This is a genomic window from Pseudomonas sp. UBA3149, assembly GCF_002364655.1.
GTDB classification, from domain to species: Bacteria; Pseudomonadota; Gammaproteobacteria; order Pseudomonadales; family Pseudomonadaceae; genus Chryseomonas; species Chryseomonas luteola.
This window is the reverse complement of sequence record NZ_DEYV01000004.1, coordinates 1-19,228: the sequence shown is the minus strand read 5'-3', so window position 1 is coordinate 19,228 and position 19,228 is coordinate 1. Positions and strand designations below refer to the sequence as shown.

Here is a 19,228-nt window from a genome sequence, read left to right as displayed (position 1 = left end):
AATGCCAAGAGCTGAAACCATGAATAAAACGATTGAATTGCCTCTTTTGCCACTGCGTGATGTAGTGGTGTATCCGCACATGGTAATTCCGCTCTTTGTTGGGCGTGAAAAATCTGTTGAGGCCCTGGAAGCTGCCATGGCCAGCGACAAGCAGATCCTACTGCTTGCGCAAAAGAATCCTACCGACGATGATCCAGACTCCGATGGCCTGTACCGCATGGGTACCGTCGCCACTGTCTTGCAACTGCTCAAACTTCCTGATGGCACTGTTAAAGTGCTGGTAGAGGGTGAGCAGCGCGGCAACATTGAGCGTTTTGTTGAGGCCAAGGGTTATTCTCGCGCTGAGGTTCAGTTGATTGAGGATACCGAAGCGGCAGACCGCGAGTCGGAAGTCTTTGTTCGTAGCCTGATGAGCCAGTTCGAGCAATATGTCCAGCTGGGCAAGAAAGTGCCAGCAGAGGTGCTGTCTTCACTTAATGGTATCGACGATCCAAGTCGCCTGGTCGATACGATGGCAGCCCATATGGCGCTTAAGCTTGAGCAGAAGCAGGAAATCCTTGAGATCGTAGATCTTGCTGAGCGAGTCGAGCACGTTCTGGCGTTGCTGGACGCAGAAATCGATCTGTTGCAGGTCGAGAAGCGGATCCGTGGTCGCGTCAAGAAGCAGATGGAGCGTAGCCAGCGCGAGTATTATCTAAATGAGCAGATGAAGGCCATTCAGAAAGAGCTGGGCGACATCGACGAAGGCCACAGTGAAATCGATGACCTGAAAAAGCGCATCGACAATGCCGGTCTGACCAAGGAAGCGTTGGCCAAGGCCAATGCAGAGCTGAACAAGCTCAAGCAGATGTCTCCCATGTCTGCCGAGGCCACAGTAGTACGTTCCTACATTGACTGGCTTGTGAATGTCCCATGGAAGGCGGAAAGCAAGGTCCGTTTGGATCTGAGCAAGGCCGAGGACATTCTTGATGAAGATCACTACGGTCTTGAGGAAGTCAAAGATCGGATTCTGGAGTATCTCGCTGTCCAGAAACGAGTCAAGAAAGTACGTGGCCCGGTATTGTGCCTAGTTGGTCCGCCTGGGGTAGGTAAGACGTCTCTAGCTGAGTCCATCGCGCGCTCCACTGGCCGCAAGTTCGTTCGTATGGCCCTGGGTGGTGTGCGTGATGAGGCTGAGATTCGTGGCCATCGTCGTACGTATATCGGCTCCATGCCTGGTCGTTTGATTCAAAAGATGACCAAGGTTGGCGTGCGTAACCCATTGTTCCTGCTCGATGAAATCGACAAGATGGGTAACGACATGCGTGGTGATCCGGCCTCCGCTCTGCTCGAGGTGCTGGATCCAGAACAGAACCACAACTTCAATGATCACTATCTGGAAGTTGATTACGATCTGTCGGATGTCATGTTCCTTTGTACGGCCAACTCCATGAATATTCCGGCACCGTTGCTGGATCGTATGGAAGTGATTCGTCTGCCTGGCTATACGGAAGACGAAAAGGTCAATATCGCTACCAAGTACCTGATACCCAAGCAGGTCAAGGCAAACGGTTTGAAGAAGACCGAAGTGACCTTTGACGAGGCTGCTCTAAGAGACATGGTGCGTTACTACACCCGCGAGGCGGGGGTACGTAGCCTTGAACGTCAGGTTGCCAAGGTTTGCCGCAAGATTGTCAAGGAGCACGCCAAGGAAAAAGCGGCTCAACAAGCTGCTGTCACCAGTGAAAGCCTCGAGCACTACTTGGGTGTACGTAAGTTCCGTTATGGTTTGGCTGAACAGCAGGACCAGATCGGACAAGTCACAGGACTAGCCTGGACGCAGGTTGGCGGCGAGCTTCTGACCATTGAAGCGGCTGTTGTGCCGGGGAAAGGGCAGTTGATCAAAACCGGTTCGCTGGGCGATGTAATGGCGGAATCCATTACTGCAGCACTGACGGTTGTGCGTAGCCGTGGCAAGAGCCTTGGTATTCCCAAGGACTTCCATGAGAAGCACGATATCCACATTCACGTACCAGAAGGCGCTACACCCAAAGATGGTCCAAGTGCTGGTATCGGTATGTGCACCGCGCTGGTGTCGGCTGCTACCCGGATCCCGGTGCGTGCTGATGTAGCCATGACAGGTGAGATTACGCTGCGTGGCCAGGTACTGGCCATTGGTGGTTTAAAGGAGAAATTACTGGCGGCACATCGTGGGGGAATCCGCACGGTGGTCATTCCGGAGGAGAATGTACGCGATCTGCGCGACATTCCGGACAATATTAAGGCCGATTTGGTGATTAAGCCTGTCAAATGGATTGACGAGGTCCTTCAGGTTGCGCTGCAATATGCGCCGGAGCCCTTGCCAGATGCGGCTCCTGAAATAGTCACGAATGAAGAAAAGCGCGAGCAGGATTCAAAAGAAAGAATCAGCACGCACTAGCCAGAGCTTCCTTGACACTTTTTTTGAGCCCTTGATATAAAGCGGCTCTTCAAGTGTCAGGCATGCCTCACAGCATCCATTTTTGCCTACACACGTAATATATTCTTATCAGAAATGAACAAGGGGACTTAGAGTGAACAAGTCGGAACTGATCGATGCCGTTGCTGCATCTGCTGATATCCCGAAAGCTGTAGCTGGGCGCGCTTTGGACGCAGTGATCGAATCTATCACTGGTGCCCTGAAGAGCGGTGATCCGGTTGTGCTTGTCGGTTTCGGCACTTTCGCTGTCAAAGAGCGTGCAGCACGCACTGGCCGCAATCCGCAGACTGGCAAGCCGATCGAAATCGAAGCTGCCAAGATCCCTGGTTTCAAGCCCGGCAAAGCGCTCAAGGATGCTGTGAACTGAGTGCTTAAGGGTTTTGGTTTCAATAGACATCTGTCTGTTGAGTTCTAGCACGTGATACCGTTTGGTTCATTCCGCACGAAGACTCGCCAAAGCCCCGTTTAACAGAAGGCGCATCCTCTGATGCGCCTTTTCTCTATTCGCAATTCACCCATGCTGCCTAGCCTTTGGCCAGATGCAGCCGTTTTGGGGGGCGCATGCTGCAGAACATCAGGGAACATTCACAAGGCTGGATAGCCAAGATCATCATTGGCGTCATTATCTTGCTGATGGCATTGACCGGATTCGAGGCGATCATTCGCGCCGGTAGCCACCAAGGTGCCGTAGCACTGGTAAATGGTGAGGAAATACGCCAGACCGATCTCAATCAGGCTGTGGAGATGCAACGTCGCTCTCTGGCGCAGCGTCTGGGCCCTAATTTCGATCCTGCTCTTCTGGATGAAAAACGGTTACGCGACGCGGCTCTAAAGGCCCTGATCGAGCGCGAGCTATTGCTTCAGGATGCCAAGTCGAACAAGTTTGCTTTTTCTGAAGCGGCTTTGGACCAGCTCATACTTCAAACACCTGAGTTCCAGGTTGATGGGCAATTCAATGCCCAGCGTTTTGACCAGACCATTGCCCAGATGGGTTACTCACGTCTTCAGTTTCGCGAGATGCTGAAGCAGGAGATGCTCATGGGGCAACTCAGAGCGGGTATTGCAGGTACCGGTTTTGTAACCGATGCCGAATTGAATGCCTTCGCAGCTTTGGAACGGCAAACTCGAGACTTCGCAACCCATGTGGTTAAAGCGGATGCTTCGAAAGTTGCAGTCACCAATGATGAATTACAAGGCTACTATGACGATCATCGTAGCGAATTCATGACGCCTGATCAGGTGGTCATTGATTATATCGAGCTAAAGAAAAGCGTTTTTGCCGATAAGGCGCAGGTCAAGCAAGAAGACCTTCAGGCCCTTTATCAGTCGGAAACCGCTAACCTTTCCGAACAGCGTAACGCCGCTCATATCCTGATTGAAGTGAACGACAAGGTGAATGACGAGCAGGCCAAGGCCAAGATTGATGAAATCAAGGCTCGTCTGGACAGGGGCGAGGATTTTGCTGCGCTAGCCAAGAAGTTCTCTCAGGATCCTGGTTCGGCCAACAAGGGCGGTGAGCTCGGTTATGCTGGGCGAGGGGTGTATGACCCTGCCTTTGAAGAAGCCTTGTATGGTTTGAACATGGGAGACGTTTCTGCTCCCGTACATTCGACATTTGGATGGCATCTGATCAAGCTGCTTGGCGTTCAGGAAGCCAAAGTACCTTCGTTGGAGAGCATGAAGCCGCGTCTTGAGGCTGAGCTCAAGGCTCGCGAGGCTGATCGCCTTTTTGTAGAGGCTACCCGCAATCTTGAAAGCGCAGCGTTTGAAGCTTCAGATCTTAGTCAGCCTGCTCAAGAGCAAGGCTTGAAAGTGCAAACCAGCAAGCCATTCGGACGTGAGGGCGGCGAAGAAGGGGTTATTGCCAATCGTCAGGTTGTCCAGGCTGCTTTCAGTCCCGAAGTGCTGGAGGATGGTGCCAATAGCAATGCTATCCAGTTGGACGATGAAACGGCTGTCATCCTGCGCGTTAAGGAGCATCGCAAGCCTGCTCAGCAGAGCTTTGATGATGTCAAAGACAGCATCCGCAGCACGCTGACCAAGCAGAAGATAGCTGAGACTGCTCGTCAGCAGGGCGAGACGTTGATTGCTGACCTAAAGGCAGGCAAGGCCAATACGATCAAGGACTGGAAAGTCGTCGAGGCTGCTACACGTAATCAGGAGGGCGTTGACCCGGTAGTACTCCAACAGGTGTTCCGCATGAATAAGCCTGGAGACAGTTCCAAGCCGACTTATGCAGGAGTCAATCTAGCTGATGGGACCTACATGGTTATTCGCTTGACGGGCGTCAGCGTTCCGCAGGGCACTTTTACTGATGAAGAGAAGGCTATGTATCGCCGTTTCCTCTCTTCACGCAGTGGCCAAGAGGACTTTGCGGCTTACCGCCGTGCATTGGAGTCCAAGGCAGAAATCAAGAATCTTTGATTTCTGACAGGTAAGTAAAAGAAACCCCGCTTCGGCGGGGTTTCTTGTTTAAACATTAAATTTGTCGCGAATATCGTAGTACCAGGCGCCCAGGGCGGTAAATGGAACGCGGAAAAGACGACCGCCAGGGAAGGGGTAGTGGGGTAGCCGGGCGAATGCATCAAAGCGCTCAGCGTGCCCTGCCAGTGCCTCACCAAGCACGGTACCGATCAGATGGGTAAACGTAACGCCATGTCCGCTGCAACCTTGCGAATAATAGATGTTGTCGCCCAGGCGGCCTACTTGAGGGAGGCGGGACAGAGTCAATAGGAAATTACCGGTCCAGGCATAATCAATCTTGACGTTGGCCAGTTCTGGAAAGGTTTTAGCCATCTTAGGGCGTATGATTTTTTCCACATCGGCAGGATCACGTGCGCCGTATATAACGCCACCGCCATATATGAGTCGACGATCAGCCGAGAGGCGATAATAATCTAGAAGGTAGTTGCAATCCTCGACACAATAGTCTTGAGGAAGTAATCGTTTTGCCGTTTCCTCAGAGAGGGGTTCGGTTGCAATCACTTGCGTTCCACAAGGCATGGATTTGGCTGCCAGCTCTGGAATGAGATTACCCAGATAAGCATTACCGGCTACCACAACATACGTCGCTCTTACACAACCTTGTGGAGTATGTACAACAGGCTTAGGGCCACGCTCGATGCGTACGGCAGGTGTCTGTTCGTAAATAGTCCCGCCCAATGACTCAACGGCGTCTGCTTCTCCTAGAGCGAGATTAAGGGGGTGGATATGACCGCCGCTACGATCCAGCATACCCCCGGCATATCGATGGGTGCCTACGACTTGCTCAATGGCTCTTTTATCCAGCATTTCTAGTTCATGGTGCCCATGGCGAGCCCAAAGGGCTTGCTGAGCTTCCAGATGTTGCATCTGTCGGGCGTTGAAAGCCGCGAAAACGCCACCGTTCTTCAGGTCGCACTGAATACCATAACGATTGACTCGTTCTCTGATGATACGTCCGCCTTCGAAGGCCATTTGACCGATCAGTTGCGCTTCACGGGCAGGCAAGGTTCGCTCGATAACATCAATATCCCGGCTGTAGCTGTTGACGATCTGGCCGCCGTTGCGGCCGGATGCACCAAAACCTACCCTGGCGGCCTCGAGAATTACAACGCTGTAGCCTCGCTCAAGCAGTGCAATGGCAGTGGAAAGACCGGTATAGCCAGCGCCGACAATACAAACGTCAGCAATGCGTTCACCTTCAAGCAGGGGGCGCTTGGGCGCAGGATGAGCAGAGGCCGCATAGTAGGAGTTCGGATAGGATGTGTTCGGCATATTCATTCCCTGTGTGAAATTTTTTACGCTCTAACGCGATAGTAGCTCAGCTGCCAGTGCCGTTCTAGCAGCCGAAAGTAGGGCAGGGAGAAACGAAAAGGCCCGCCGGTGGCGGGCCGAATGAGGTTACTGGACGGTTTCCTGTTCGCTGAACAAGCCGTCAAACAGCATGGTGGACAGATAGCGTTCACCGGAGTCAGGCAGGATGACAACGATTGTCTTTCCCTGCATGGCGGGTTCACGGGCAAGACGCACGGCCGCCGCCATGGCGGCTCCACACGAGATGCCACAGAGGATGCCTTCCTCACGCATAAGGCGTTGGGCCATGGTCTTTGACTCATCGTCACTGACGCGTTCCACTCGATCCACCATGGAAAGATCCAGATTTTTCGGTACGAAGCCAGCGCCGATCCCCTGGATCTTGTGAGGGCTGGGTTTGACTTCCTGGCCGGCCATGGTCTGGGTGATAACAGGCGAACTCTCGGGCTCTACCGCTACTGACAGGATAGGCTTGCCCTTGGTGTTTTTGATAAAGCGGGAAATACCGGTTAGTGTGCCGCCGGTACCAACACCCGCCACCAGGACATCCACCGCGCCATCGGTGTCGTTCCAGATTTCCGGGCCAGTGGTTTTTTCATGAATGGCCGGGTTGGCCGGATTTTCGAATTGCTGGGGCATGAAGTAGCGAGAAGGATCGCTTTCCGCAATTTCTTTGGCTTTTTCAATCGCGCCCTTCATACCTTTGGCGGGCTCTGTCAGTACCAGCTCGGCACCTAGTGCCTTGAGAACCTTGCGACGCTCCAGGCTCATCGAGGCGGGCATGGTCAGGATGAGCTTGTATCCACGGGCTGCTGCAACATAAGCGAGACCAATGCCGGTATTGCCGGACGTAGGTTCGATCAGGGTCATGCCGGGCTTGAGCTTGCCGTTGGCCTCGGCATCCCAGATAAGGTTGGCGCCGATTCGGCATTTCACTGAATAGCCCGGGTTACGGCCTTCGATCTTGGCCAGAATGGTGACCCCTTTTGGCCCAAGGCGATTGATGTAAACCAGAGGTGTGTTACCAATGGATTGTGCGTTATCAGCGAAAATTCGGCTCATCTAAAGATCCCTGCATGGGTCAACAAATATGAGTTCAGCCTAAGGCTATGGCGTCAAGGCGTCCAGTCCAAGGAAACTGCCACTGGCATGGTCGGTCCATGAAAGACATGCCAGAGGGAACCGAGTCATGAAACTGCGCTATAAAACGCCTGCACTTGTCATCTTGAGCATAGTTGCCCTGTTGGTTGTCGTGCAGCTCGCCATGCCTTATGTCATACGACATTACCTCAATACCAAGTTAGCGGACATGGGCGATTATCGGGGACATATTGCCGATGTCGATCTGGCGTGGTGGCGGGGCGCCTACCGTATCGATGGACTCAAGATCGAAAAGGTGACAGGCAAGGTGCCCGTACCGTTTCTGGACGCGCCCAGCATCGACATTGCCGTGAGCGGAAGAGCGTTATGGGAAGATCACGCCATTGTCGGGCGGATTATTTTCGAGCGCCCCGAACTTAACTTTGTCGACGGCGGCGATGATCCGCAGTCCTCCCAGACAGGTGAGGGTACGGACTGGCGTGCTCAGCTGGAGAAGATCATCTCGATCACCTTAAATGAGGTGCGTGTAGAGGATGGCAAGCTCAGTTTCCGTAATTTCAATTCGTCACCCCCCGTCAATCTGCAGGCGACCCAGGTAAACGCCAGCCTTTACAACCTGACCAATGCCGCCGATGCGCAAGGCAAGCGGGTGGCACGTTTCGAAGGCAAGGCCACTGTGCTGGATAATGCACCGCTGGAAACCTCAGCAGAATTCGACCCCTTCAGCGACTTTAGTGACTTCCTGTTTCGGCTGAGGGTAACGCAGGTAGACCTGCCCAAAATAAATGACTTTGCCAAGGCGTATGGCAAGTTTGACTTCAAGTCCGGTAGTGGTGATCTGGTCATTGATGCCAGGGCTGATAATGGACAGCTCAGCGGCTACATCAAACCCTTGTTCAAGAATGTCGACGTCTTCGATTGGCGTCAGGATGTAGAGAATAAAGACAAAGGATTTTTCCGCGGGCTGTGGGAAGCCGTGGTAGGAGGAAGTCAAACCCTTTTGAAAAATCAGCGCAAGGATCAGTTCGCGACTCGAGTTGAATTGCAGGGCAGCGTCAAGCAGCAGGATATCAGTCCTCTACAGGCGTTCTTTTCCATCCTGCGGAATGCTTTCATTCAGGCATTCAGCGCTCAGTATGAGGATCGGGGTTAGTGTATCGCCTGTGCTTTATGCCTATTATCACGTCCTGTTGATCAATCCCGAGGGTTGCCCATGAAATTTGAAGGTACGGCGGATTACGTAGCAACCGCTGATCTCCAATTGGCTGTAAACGCAGCCATCACCTTGCAGCGTCCGCTGCTGATAAAAGGGGAGCCTGGTACTGGCAAGACGCTGTTGGCTGAGCAGCTGGCGCAGGCTCTTGGTACACAATTGATCACCTGGCATATCAAGTCCACTACGAAAGCGCATCAAGGGCTGTACGAATACGATGCCGTCAGCCGGCTGCGCGATTCCCAGTTGGGTGTCGACAAGGTTCATGACGTTGCCAACTACATCAAGAAAGGCAAGCTTTGGGAGGCATTTGATGCGCAGGAGCGGGTCGTTCTGTTGATTGACGAGATCGACAAGGCGGACATTGAGTTTCCAAACGATCTGCTGCAAGAGCTGGATCGCATGGAGTTCTATGTATATGAAACAGGCGAAACGGTTCGTGCCCGGCATCGTCCCATCATTATCATTACGTCCAATAACGAGAAGGAGCTACCTGATGCCTTTCTGCGGCGCTGCTTCTTCCATTACATTGCGTTTCCTGACCGCGATACGTTAAAGCGTATTGTGGAGGTGCATTTTCCGAATATCAGCCAGACGCTGGTCAATGAGGCGCTGGAGGTGTTCTTTGATATCCGTCAGGTGCCTGGACTCAAGAAAAAGCCTTCCACGTCAGAGCTGGTCGATTGGTTGAAGCTGTTGATGGCCGATGATGTCGGTGAGTCGGTTCTGCGTGAACGAGACCCTCGCAAGGCTATTCCGCCGCTTGCCGGGGCCTTGGTCAAAAACGAGCAGGATGTTCAGCTGCTTGAGCGCCTGGCTTTCATGACGCGGCGAAACGGCTATCGATAATCAAGGAGGTCCTATGCTCAAGGGTAGCTGTCTATGCGGTGCGGTGACTTATGAGGTCGATACTTCGCTTGAAAAAGCCACCCACTGCCACTGCTCGATGTGCCGCAAGGCCCATGGTGCGGCCTTTGCTACGTATACGACTGTGTCTAAGAAAAGCTTTCGTTTCACGACCGGTGAAGCAGATGTTGCAGCCTACCGTTCGTCTCCAGAGGTGGTTCGTACGTTCTGCCGGCGGTGCGGGTCGAATCTACAGTTCTTGCGGGATGGCCGGGATACGCTGGGGTTGGCGCTAGGATCATTGGATTCCGCGCTTGGTGCCTTGCCTGTCGATGAGATTTTTACCGAGGCCCAGCCGTCGTGGTATCAAGCGCCGGTGCGTCATGACTGATCGTTCTCCAGCCGGGAATAGCCGATGCTGCTGAGTCTTTTTCATGAGTTGCGTTCTGCTCGAATTCCCGTTTCCCTGCGGGAGTTGCTGGATCTGCATGAAGCGCTACTGACAGGTGTCGTGTTTGCAGACATGGACGCCTTTTACTTTCTGGCACGTACTATCCTGGTCAAAGACGAACGTCATTTTGATCGCTTCGACAGGGCATTTTCAGCGTATTTTGACGGGCTTCAATCACTCGACGAGGCGCTGAAAGTATTGATCCCGGATGAGTGGTTGCGTAAAGCCTTTGAGCGCTCATTAACGCCCGAGGAGCGTGCGCAGATTCAGTCATTGGGTGGTCTGGACAAGCTCATTGAAACCTTCAAGCAGCGTTTGGCTGAGCAAAAAAGTAAGCATGCTGGTGGCAACAAGTGGATTGGTACGGGCGGCACCAGCCCCTTCGGCTCAGGGGGGTATAACCCTGAAGGCATTCGTGTCGGCGAGGCAGGTGAAAGGCAGGGAAAGGCCGTCAAGGTCTGGGAGCAACGTGAGTACCGTAACCTGGACGATCAGGCGGAGCTCGGGCGCCGGAATATCAATGTTGCTCTTCGGCGTCTACGTAAGTTTGCCCGGGAGGGGGCAGCGGAAGAGTTTGATATCGAAGGCACTATCGATCATACCGCCCGCGATGCTGGACTGCTGAATATCCAGATGCGGCCCGAGCGCCACAATGCGGTCAAGCTTTTGCTGTTGCTGGATATCGGCGGGTCGATGGACATGCATGTGCAGGTCTGTGAGGAACTGTTTTCAGCCTGCCGCACTGAATTCAAGCATTTGGAATATTTCTACTTCCATAACTTCATCTATGAATCAGTCTGGAAGGACAACCAGCGCCGGATGAGCGAGCTGACGTCTACGCTTGATCTATTGCATCGCTATGGCGAGGACTACAAAGTGGTATTTGTTGGCGATGCGTCCATGGCGCCCTACGAGGTACTTCAGCCCGGCGGTAGTGTGGAGCACTGGAATGAAGAAGCAGGCTCAGTCTGGATGGAGCGATTCAAGGCCAAATTTCGAAAGATCATCTGGCTTAATCCCTATCCGCAGCGGGTTTGGGAGTACACATCCTCTATTCAGATCATCCAGGAATTGGTTGAGGGGCATATGTACCCATTGACCCTTGAAGGCTTGGAAGAGGGGATGCGTTACCTCGCACGTGGGTGAGGCTTGCAGGGCAAGCCTTCTATTAGTCTGGAGCAAAAGGAGGGGCCTCGGTAATTTCTATCAGGAAGGGCCTATCGGGTGGCGCATCGAGGAGTAGTTGTTCCAGATGTTGATGATCAGAGGCTTTTGCGGCTGCGCAGCCAAAGCCTTGAGCTAGCGTTATAAAGTCGGGTGTATAAATGTCTACACCCAGCGGTGTAATGGCGCGCTGCTTCATGTATCGCTTGATCTCACCGTATCCCTGGTTATTCCACAAGAGAACGATGATTCCGACACGCGCCTCTACGGCGCTGGCCAGCTCCGGCAGGGTAAATTGGATACCGCCGTCACCGATCAGACAGATAACCGGCCGATCTGGACAGGCCAGCTTGGCTCCAATGGCGGCTGGCAAGGCATAGCCCAAGGTGCCGTAGCCCGTAGAGGCATTGAACCAGCGACGTGGCGAGCACAGCTCGATGATATGGTTACCGGCATAAACCGGCTGTGTTGAATCACCTACGTAACAGGCATCGGGACAGGCGCGGCTAAGCGTATCGAACAGTGTACGGAAGTGGCTGAGTGGTGCCAGTGTGTCGGCTAGCTCACGCCGGGCCTTGGCCACACGCTCGCGACCGCTACCGGTTGCCTGAAAAATGTCAGGAGGCAATCTGTTCAGAAGCTCTTGGATAGCCGTCCTTGCATCCGAGACAATACCCAGCCAGGGCTGGTAGTTACGGGTAAGTTGATCAGGGTCTATATCGATTCGGATCAGGTCACCACTCAGTTCGAATCCACCATCGAAAACCACGTCATAATCCGTCTCGCCCAGTTCTGTCCCGATAGCCAGAATGACATCCGCCTCTTTTGCCAGTTGCCTGACGGCGGGCAATGACTGGTTGCACCCCAATGCCAGTGGATGGTGGTCAGGCAGTACTCCTTTGGCATTAATAGTGGTAGCGGCAGGCGCTGCGAGTCTATCGACAAGAATCCTGGCTTCGCTGGCTGCGGCAATACAGCCGCCTCCCAGTAGTACCAATGGATGTTTGGCGTTTCCGAGTCGCTTGGCGGCCAGGTCGAGCTGCTGCGGGTCAGGTGCCGGGCGGCTGAAGCAGGGTTGGCATACAAGGGACAAGTGATCGGCGGGCGCGGTAATGACGTCGAGGGGAAGTTCAATGTGTACAGGTCGAGGCCTTTGGCTTTCGAATACTGCAAAGGCTTGGGTCAGGGCCGCAGGCAGCTGGTCGACATCCAGCAGCGTATGACTGAAGGCTGTCACCCCGGCGGTCATGGCGCGCTGATCGGTCAGCTCATGCAGATAGCCACCATTCCGCCCCAGGCGAGCCCGCGTAGTTACGCTTGAAATGACCAGCATGGGGATGGAGTCTGCATAGGCTTGAGCCATGGCAGTCAGGATATTGGTTACGCCGGGGCCGGTAATGACAAAGCAGACCCCGGGCTTGCCGCTGGCGCGAGCGTAACCGTCCGCCATGAAGCCTGCACCTTGCTCATGGCGAGGCGTGATATGGCGAATGCTGCTGTCTGGTAAGCCTCGGTAAAGCTCAACGGTATGAACACCGGGAATGCCAAATACCGTATCCACGCCCCAGGCTTCAAGTTGTCGAACCAGAAATTGGCCGCAGGTAACCATGCTAAATCTCCTCAGGCGCGGTTGTTGCCAGGGCATGTTGAGCGGAGCGAGCCAGAAGACTCAGCAATACGAAGCTGCTCAGACTGACCGCCAGACTGAAATAAATGGGCGTGTTGGCTTCCAGGCCATCCTTGAACATGAAGATCAGTGCCGTCAGACAGCCCAACAACATGCTGGTGATCGCGGCAGGTGTGGTTGCTCGCTTCCAATAGATGGCGCCGATCAGGGGAATCAACATGCCGCCAACCAGCAGGTTATAGGCGCACGTCAGCGCGTTGAGTACATCGTCTACTGCCAGGGCAATACCCAATACGATGAGTCCGACGAGCAAGGTAAACAGACGGTTGAGCGAGAGATTGGTCAGCGGCCTTCCCTGACGCAATACCGGGATCAGGTCTTCCGTTAAAACTGTGGAAGCAGCCAGCAGGGCCGCGCTGGCGGTAGACATCATGGCAGCCAGAGCGGCAGCGATCACCAGGCCCCGGATGCCATCCGGCAGGGCTGCCTGAACGATTGCGGCAAAGGCATTGTTGGCATTGTCCAGGTCCGGTAAGAGCACCTTGGCTGTCATGCCAATCAGGGCTCCACCTAGTCCGTACAACACGCAATAAATGCCTGCGGTAGTACCTGCATAGCGGGCGACGCGCTCATTTCGGGCAGTAAATACCCGCTGCCAGATATCCTGTCCGATCAGGACGCCAAAGAAATAGATGACGAAGTACGTCACGATCGTGCTCCAGCCAATGGCGGTAAAGCTGAAGCTGGAGGCAGGCAGCTTGGCAACGAGTTCATCCCAGCCGCCAATCCTATACAGGCAGATCGGCAGGAGGATGAACATCAGGCCTACGGTCTTTATGACGAACTGGACGATATCCGTAAGTGTCAGGGACCACATCCCTCCAATTGCGGAATATACCACTACCACGCCGCCGCCGATCACGACGGCCAGCCAGAAGGGAATGCCAAAAAGCACCTGCATGACTGTACCGATGGCAATGGTCGAGGTCGCTGCCAGCATAAGTGCATAGGCCACCATGATGACGGCGCTGGCTTGGCGTGCGGTTGTGTTGTAACGCCGCTCCAGTACCTGAGTCACGGTAAAGATGCGAAGTTTGAGGAGCGGTTTGGCCAAAAACAGATTCAGGATAATGATGCCAAGCCCCAGGGCCGCACACAGCCAGAACCCGGAGATACCGTGTACATAGCCCAGGCGCACTGTACCTACCGTGCTGGCGCCGCCCAATACAGTAGCCGCCATAGTGCCCATGTAAAATGTGGGACCCAGGTTGCGACCCGCCACTAGAAACTCATCATGGGATTTGGCGCGGCGCATGCCGATCCAGCCTAGTAAAAGCATGGCAGCTACATAGGCGAGGACCACAAGGATATCTAGGGCCATGAAGGCCTCCTTTAGAATCAGTTGAATAAGGAGCTGGGCAACGAGAGGCTTCAGGCATGTGCCTTGAGCCAGCCGTTGATCAGGTGCCGCAGGCGTTCACCGGGAAAACTGGGGAAATGCCCGCCGTGTACCGTGCGGATAGGCATCTGTCGAAGCCGCTCCAGACTTAAGGCATAGGCTTCCAGATTCGAGTGGTAGGCATCCTCGACCAGCGGCCCGTCGTAAATAATGTCGCCGCTGAATAGCGTTGCGGTGGCGGCTTCCCATAGGCTGATGCCGCCAGGCGAATGCCCGGGTGTATGCAGGATCTCCAGGTGGCGATCGCCGAGGTCAAGAATGTCGCCTTCCTCGATCAGGCGAGTCGCTGGAGCAGCTTTGACGCGGTATTCGGCATAGCACAGCGGGCAGTCAGGGTGTGCCTCGAACATGGCGTCCGTGACGTAGCCGGCCGCCAGGGTATTCTCGCGGGTGGGATGGGCGAGAATATCGGCTTCAGCAGGGTGCGCCAGACGCTCATCGAACTCATGATGCCCAGCGATATGATCGAAATGCGTATGGCTTGCCACGGCCATCAAGGGACGCTCGGTCAGCCAGGGAAGTTGCTCCCGCAGGCTGACGACACCCGAGCCGCTATCGATTAAAACATCACGGTTTCGTCCTTGAATGTGCCAGAGGTTGCAGCGGTAAAAGGGCCGAATGTAAGGTTCATGGATCAGACTGATCCCATCGGCGCCACGCTTTACCTCAAACCACTGATCTCGGCTGACAATGTTCATGGGTGTCACTCCAGAAATCAGGATAGGCTGGCGTTGGAGCGGATCAGTGCAGGACCACCGCGTGTTGCAGATGCGTTGAGCCGGGCAGGGCCATAGACTTCGATCGGTTCTGGAAAAAGCCGGAGCAGCAGGCTGTAGAGCAGGGCGGCCATGCCTAGTGTGATGGGCAGGCTGATATCGATTCCGCCTGCCAGCTCGCCTAAAGGGCCTACGAACTGACCGGGCAGGTTGACGAATAGCAACCCAACCACTGCGCTGGGAATCCAGGCACCCAGGCCCCGCCAGTTCCAGCCGTGGTGGAACCAGTAGCGTCCGCCACGTTCGCCGCGAGTAAAGACCTGCAGATCGTCAGGGCAGTAAAAACCGCGCCGATTGATCAGTCCGATGATCATGATGATCATCCAGGGGCTGGTGCAGGTAATGATCAGCACTGCAAATGTCGACACGCTCTGAACCAGATTGGCGGCGAAGCGGCCGATAAAGATGAACACAATGGCCGCAACACCAATTAGGAGCGTGGCACGTACTCGCGTCAGTACACGAGGGAAGACGCTGGACATGTCCAGCCCTGTTCCATAGAGCGAGGTGGTGCCGGTAGACATTCCACCAATGGTGGCAATCAGGCAGACGGGCAAAAAGAACCAGCTGGGGGAGATGGCTAATAAGCCGCCCACATAGTTATTCTCAGCAATATACTGAGGGGCTTTTACGGCCACGATGCTGGCCGTGGCCAGACCGAACAGGAAAGGAATCAGCGTTGCGACCTGGGAAAGCACCACGGCCAGCATGATGTGCAGTTTAGATGTCTGGCGAGGAATATAGCGTGCCCAGTCACCCAGGAAGGCGCCGAAGGAGACCGGGTTACTCATGGCAACCAGCGCCGAGCCTATGAACGCTGCCCAAAAGCCTTCTGTGCCGGGATTGAGCGTGCCGGCATAGCTTGCGTCGAACGGCCCTGCAAAGGCTGCGATTCCCAGCATGAACAACACGCTGGCGCTAACGACCGCGACCTTGTTCACCCAGAGCAGGAAGCGGAAGCCATACAGGCAGACCGTCAAAACCAGTATGGCAAATACGCCGTAGGCCAGTCCGAGCGTCAGGTCTGTTTCAGGAAGACCGATCAGGCGCTTGGCACCTCCGATCAGGGCATCGCCTGAACTCCATACGGAAAGTGAAAAGAATGCGATAGCGGTCAGCAGGGAAAGGAACGAGCCTACAATGCGACCATGTACACCGAAATGAGCCCCAGACGAGACGGCATTGTTCGTGCCGTTTATAGGGCCAAATAAGCCCATGGGCGCAAGGATAACCGCGCCGGTCATGACGCCCAGAAGAATCGCCCAGACGCCTGCCTCGAAAGACAAGCCAAAAAGAATAGGAAAACTGCCCAGCACGGCGGTAGCGAAGGTATTCGCTCCACCAAAAATCATGCGAAACAAATCGAAAGGAGTGGCATTGCGCTCGGCGTCCGGGATTTTTTCGACGCCAAAGGTTTCGATACGGGTGATACCTTTAGGGTTATCCATGGTCGCCTCGACACGGTTATAGGCCACTGCACTGAGCGATGGCTTCTTTTGTTATCCCCGCAGGCACTGCGCTCGCGGGTTGGTGTTCGGCAGTACGGCAAGGCCGGAAGGCTGATTGCCTGAGGCAAGTTCTGGACCTGCCTCGAACGGGAGTCTTTGCGGACTCCTCGGATTTATTTATCGTTACAGTGGCTACCGGCGTACCACCCCAGGCAGCACACACAACATTTCATAAAGCAGGTTGGCGCCCAGTAGAGAGGTGTTGCCTGTAGTGTCGTATGGGGGAGATACCTCCACAAGATCGCCTCCCACTAGATCAAGCCCGTGGCAGCCGCGGATAATTTCCAGTGCCTGAATGGTGGTCAGTCCGCCTATTTCAGGGGTGCCGGTTCCTGGAGCCCAGGCGGGGTCAATACCGTCGATGTCAAACGACAGGTAAACAGGGCCGTCTTGCACTTTTGCCCGGACTTCCGCCATCAGAGGAGAGAGTGATGTGTGCCAGCACTCTTCCGCCTGCACAACGCGAAATCCCTGCTCACGGCTCCAGTTGAAATCGTCTGCCGTATAACCCTGGGCACGTAGTCCGATCTGCGCGACGCGATTGCAGTCCAGCAGGCCTTCTTCGACTGCTCGGCGAAAAGTAGTGCCATGAGCAATCTTCTCGCCAAACATGTGGTCGTTCACATCGGCATGGGCGTCGACATGAACCAGCCCAACCTTGCCATATTTCTTCTTCATGGCTCTGAGAATGGGCAGGGTGATCGTATGGTCACCTCCAAGGGTGAGCGGAATGACATTGTGCTCAAGAATGCCGTCATAGGCCTCTTCAATAATCCGTACGGCATCAAGAAGGTTGAAGGTATTGATGGCTACATCGCCAATGTCGGCCACCGAGAGCGAATCGAATGGTGCGGCGCCGGTTGCCATGTTGTAGGGGCGGATCATGACGGATTCGGCGCGAATTTCGCGTGGACCAAAGCGGGTGCCGGAGCGCAGTGATGTTCCAATATCCAATGGCACGCCAACGAAGGCGGCGTCCAGCCCGGCAGGCGACTCGAGGTGAGGCAAGCGCAGCATGGTCGCGATGCCCCCAAAGCGTGGCATCTCGTTACCACCCAGCGGTTGATGAAGTTTTTTCTCCACAATCGATCTCCTGCCTGCGAAACGATGGCCCGATTGTGTGAAGGAAACAGCGCCTGAAAAATCGGCACGTGCAAAAAATCAGTTCAGAGATTTCTAAACTATCGGATAGGCTGAAAAAAATAAGACAACGGATCCTGTCCATGGCCAATGCGCTGCACGATATTCGTCTACTCAGAATTTTCGCGACTGTTGTCCAGAGCCAGGGCTTTGCGGCGGCACAGCGTGAACTGAATCTGTCAACGTCAGCCATCAGCACCTATATGAGCCAGTTGGAAAGCCAATTGGGCATCACCTTGTGTCATCGTGGGCGCGGCGGGTTTGGGCTGACCAGCAAGGGTGAGATGTTTTATCAGGAGACGTTGAGAATCCTGGGAGAGATCGAAGGCTTTGAGCGATATGCAGCTGCGCTCAAGGGCGAGCTGAGCGGTACGCTCAAGCTGGGGATGCTGGACTCGTTAGCCAATGAGCCTGCCTTGTCATTGGCGGATGTTATCGGTGCTTATACAGGTGAATACCCCTCAGTCCACATTCATCTGACGGTCATGAGTCCTTATGACCTTCAACTGGCCATTCTTGAAAACCGTTTGGACTTAGCCATCGGTGCGTTTTCTGCGCGAATGAATGGGGTAACGTACCAGCCACTTTATCGTGAACAACATTGGTTGTATTGCAGCGACCGCCATCCTTTATTCAAGGAAAGACATATTCCCGAAGAACTTATTACTCAACAAAGAATGGTCCGAAGAGGCTATTGGAGTCAGGCCGAACTGGCTCGGCATGGGTTCAAGGAAAGTGCGGCAACAGTTGAAAGTATGGAGGCTCAGTTAATATTAATTCTTTCAGGAGCTTATATAGGTTATCTACCTGAGCATTATGTTCATGCGTGGGTTAATCAAGGGCGATTACGTGCTTTACAGCCAGCAATGTTTGGCTATCAAGCGCCATTTTCGCTCATATTTCGCCGAGGCCGTAATCGCGAAAGTCTAATACAGACTTTTCAAAGAATTCTTAAAGCTCATATGCGGCGTGCCGATAAGTAATCGACGTTAAAAAATGATGACAACTAACATGAATGCTATTTGCCATCATTTAAGTGAACGTCCGATTATTTGGAAATCAAGAAGGCTTCTCCGCCATGCGCAAAAACCTGCCAGTGACACAACAGGCTCGTACATTCAGGGAAAGTGAGCGTCTTATCTCAACGACGAATCTCAAGGGACAAATTACTTATTGCAATGACGCTTTCGTCACAATAAGTGGTTTTACACGAGAAGAGCTTATTGGCAGTCCACATAATCTGGTTCGTCATCCAGATATGCCTGAGGGTGTATTTGGTCATATGTGGGATACCCTTAAACAAGGCAAGGCCTGGATGGGTATCGTCAAGAACCGCTGCAAGAACGGCGACTATTATTGGGTGAATGCATACGTCACCCCTATCTGGGAAAATGGCCAGATGGTGGGCTATGAGTCCGTACGTGTGTTGCCTACCGCGGATCAGATCCGGCGGGCCGATGTCATGTATGCACGGCTGCGTGAAGGCAAGCGTGCAGTACCGGTAACAGAAGCCATCAAGCATTCTGTCAAAATTGCATGGCCTACGCTTTTCAGCGGTGCGGTTATCTTTGGCGGTCATTTCTATTTCAACGACCTTGCCCAGGCGGGTGTGATCGTTGCCAGCGCACTAGGCATTACCTTCTGGCAGTTCAAGCGCCAGCGCTGGGCTATTGAAAAGATCTTCGAGGCC

Annotated in this window: 16 protein-coding genes; 9 read left to right on the top strand and 7 right to left on the bottom strand. The window is 54.0% G+C overall.

Going from position 1 to position 19,228, the window contains the following annotated elements:
* Nucleotides 1-19: 19 nt before the first annotated feature.
* From lon to B3729_RS01550, 3 genes are all read left to right on the top strand, one after another.
* Complete coding sequence (lon, locus tag B3729_RS01560) at nucleotides 20-2,419, top strand: endopeptidase La (RefSeq protein ID WP_286786874.1); 2,400 nt, start codon at nucleotides 20-22, stop codon at nucleotides 2,417-2,419.
* A 133-nt stretch (nucleotides 2,420-2,552) separates the two neighbouring features.
* Nucleotides 2,553-2,825, top strand: a complete 273-nt coding sequence (locus B3729_RS01555; RefSeq protein ID WP_010794772.1) for an HU family DNA-binding protein — start codon at nucleotides 2,553-2,555, stop codon at nucleotides 2,823-2,825.
* 194 nt (nucleotides 2,826-3,019) lie between these two features.
* On the top strand, nucleotides 3,020-4,882 hold the full coding sequence (locus B3729_RS01550; RefSeq protein ID WP_286786873.1) for a SurA N-terminal domain-containing protein: 1,863 nt from the start codon (nucleotides 3,020-3,022) through the stop codon (nucleotides 4,880-4,882).
* A 48-nt stretch (nucleotides 4,883-4,930) separates the two neighbouring features.
* Here B3729_RS01550 and B3729_RS01545 read toward each other — a convergent pair whose 3' ends face one another.
* Nucleotides 4,931-6,214, bottom strand: coding sequence for an NAD(P)/FAD-dependent oxidoreductase (locus tag B3729_RS01545; protein WP_286786872.1), 1,284 nt, complete (start codon nucleotides 6,212-6,214; stop codon nucleotides 4,931-4,933).
* A 126-nt stretch (nucleotides 6,215-6,340) separates the two neighbouring features.
* Nucleotides 6,341-7,315: a cysteine synthase A gene (gene cysK, locus B3729_RS01540; RefSeq protein ID WP_125889819.1), complete on the bottom strand. Its 975-nt coding sequence runs from the start codon at nucleotides 7,313-7,315 to the stop codon at nucleotides 6,341-6,343.
* Nucleotides 7,316-7,442: 127 nt separating this feature from the next.
* On the opposite strand from cysK, the gene B3729_RS01535 reads away from it, so the two are divergent.
* From B3729_RS01535 to B3729_RS01520, 4 genes are read left to right on the top strand one after another with little or no spacing between them, the layout of a single operon-like run.
* Complete coding sequence (locus tag B3729_RS01535; protein ID WP_074824089.1) at nucleotides 7,443-8,507, top strand: DUF748 domain-containing protein; 1,065 nt, start codon at nucleotides 7,443-7,445, stop codon at nucleotides 8,505-8,507.
* Nucleotides 8,508-8,567: 60 nt separating this feature from the next.
* Nucleotides 8,568-9,416, top strand: a complete 849-nt coding sequence (locus B3729_RS01530; RefSeq protein WP_010794767.1) for an AAA family ATPase — start codon at nucleotides 8,568-8,570, stop codon at nucleotides 9,414-9,416.
* 13 nt (nucleotides 9,417-9,429) lie between these two features.
* Nucleotides 9,430-9,804 carry a GFA family protein gene (locus tag B3729_RS01525; RefSeq protein WP_074824094.1) on the top strand — a complete coding sequence of 125 codons (375 nt, stop codon included), beginning with the start codon at nucleotides 9,430-9,432 and terminating at the stop codon, nucleotides 9,802-9,804.
* A gap of 24 nt (nucleotides 9,805-9,828) precedes the next feature.
* The gene (locus B3729_RS01520) at nucleotides 9,829-11,010 is read left to right on the top strand and encodes a vWA domain-containing protein (protein ID WP_073450157.1); all 1,182 of its coding nucleotides are present in this window, start codon (nucleotides 9,829-9,831) and stop codon (nucleotides 11,008-11,010) included.
* Nucleotides 11,011-11,032: 22 nt separating this feature from the next.
* Here B3729_RS01520 and B3729_RS01515 read toward each other — a convergent pair whose 3' ends face one another.
* The 5 genes from B3729_RS01515 to speB all read right to left on the bottom strand — a co-directional run bounded on the left by B3729_RS01515 (nucleotide 11,033) and on the right by speB (nucleotide 17,481).
* Nucleotides 11,033-12,637 (bottom strand): 5-guanidino-2-oxopentanoate decarboxylase, encoded by a 1,605-nt coding sequence (locus tag B3729_RS01515; RefSeq protein ID WP_286786871.1) that lies wholly within the window; start codon nucleotides 12,635-12,637, stop codon nucleotides 11,033-11,035.
* Between the two features lies 1 nt (nucleotide 12,638).
* Nucleotides 12,639-14,036 (bottom strand): sodium:solute symporter, encoded by a 1,398-nt coding sequence (locus B3729_RS01510; RefSeq protein ID WP_286786870.1) that lies wholly within the window; start codon nucleotides 14,034-14,036, stop codon nucleotides 12,639-12,641.
* 50 nt (nucleotides 14,037-14,086) lie between these two features.
* Complete coding sequence (locus tag B3729_RS01505) at nucleotides 14,087-14,812, bottom strand: MBL fold metallo-hydrolase (RefSeq protein ID WP_286786869.1); 726 nt, start codon at nucleotides 14,810-14,812, stop codon at nucleotides 14,087-14,089.
* Between the two features lie 17 nt (nucleotides 14,813-14,829).
* Nucleotides 14,830-16,338, bottom strand: coding sequence for a purine-cytosine permease family protein (locus tag B3729_RS01500; RefSeq protein WP_286786868.1), 1,509 nt, complete (start codon nucleotides 16,336-16,338; stop codon nucleotides 14,830-14,832).
* Nucleotides 16,339-16,530: 192 nt separating this feature from the next.
* Nucleotides 16,531-17,481 carry an agmatinase gene (gene speB, locus B3729_RS01495; RefSeq protein WP_286786867.1) on the bottom strand — a complete coding sequence of 317 codons (951 nt, stop codon included), beginning with the start codon at nucleotides 17,479-17,481 and terminating at the stop codon, nucleotides 16,531-16,533.
* A 140-nt stretch (nucleotides 17,482-17,621) separates the two neighbouring features.
* Here speB and B3729_RS01490 point away from each other — a divergent pair, with 140 nt between their 5' ends.
* Nucleotides 17,622-18,521 carry a LysR family transcriptional regulator gene (locus B3729_RS01490; protein ID WP_019365201.1) on the top strand — a complete coding sequence of 300 codons (900 nt, stop codon included), beginning with the start codon at nucleotides 17,622-17,624 and terminating at the stop codon, nucleotides 18,519-18,521.
* Between the two features lie 95 nt (nucleotides 18,522-18,616).
* Nucleotides 18,617-19,228: PAS domain-containing protein (locus B3729_RS01485; RefSeq protein WP_286786866.1), on the top strand; the 612-nt coding region annotated here is incomplete at its 3' end.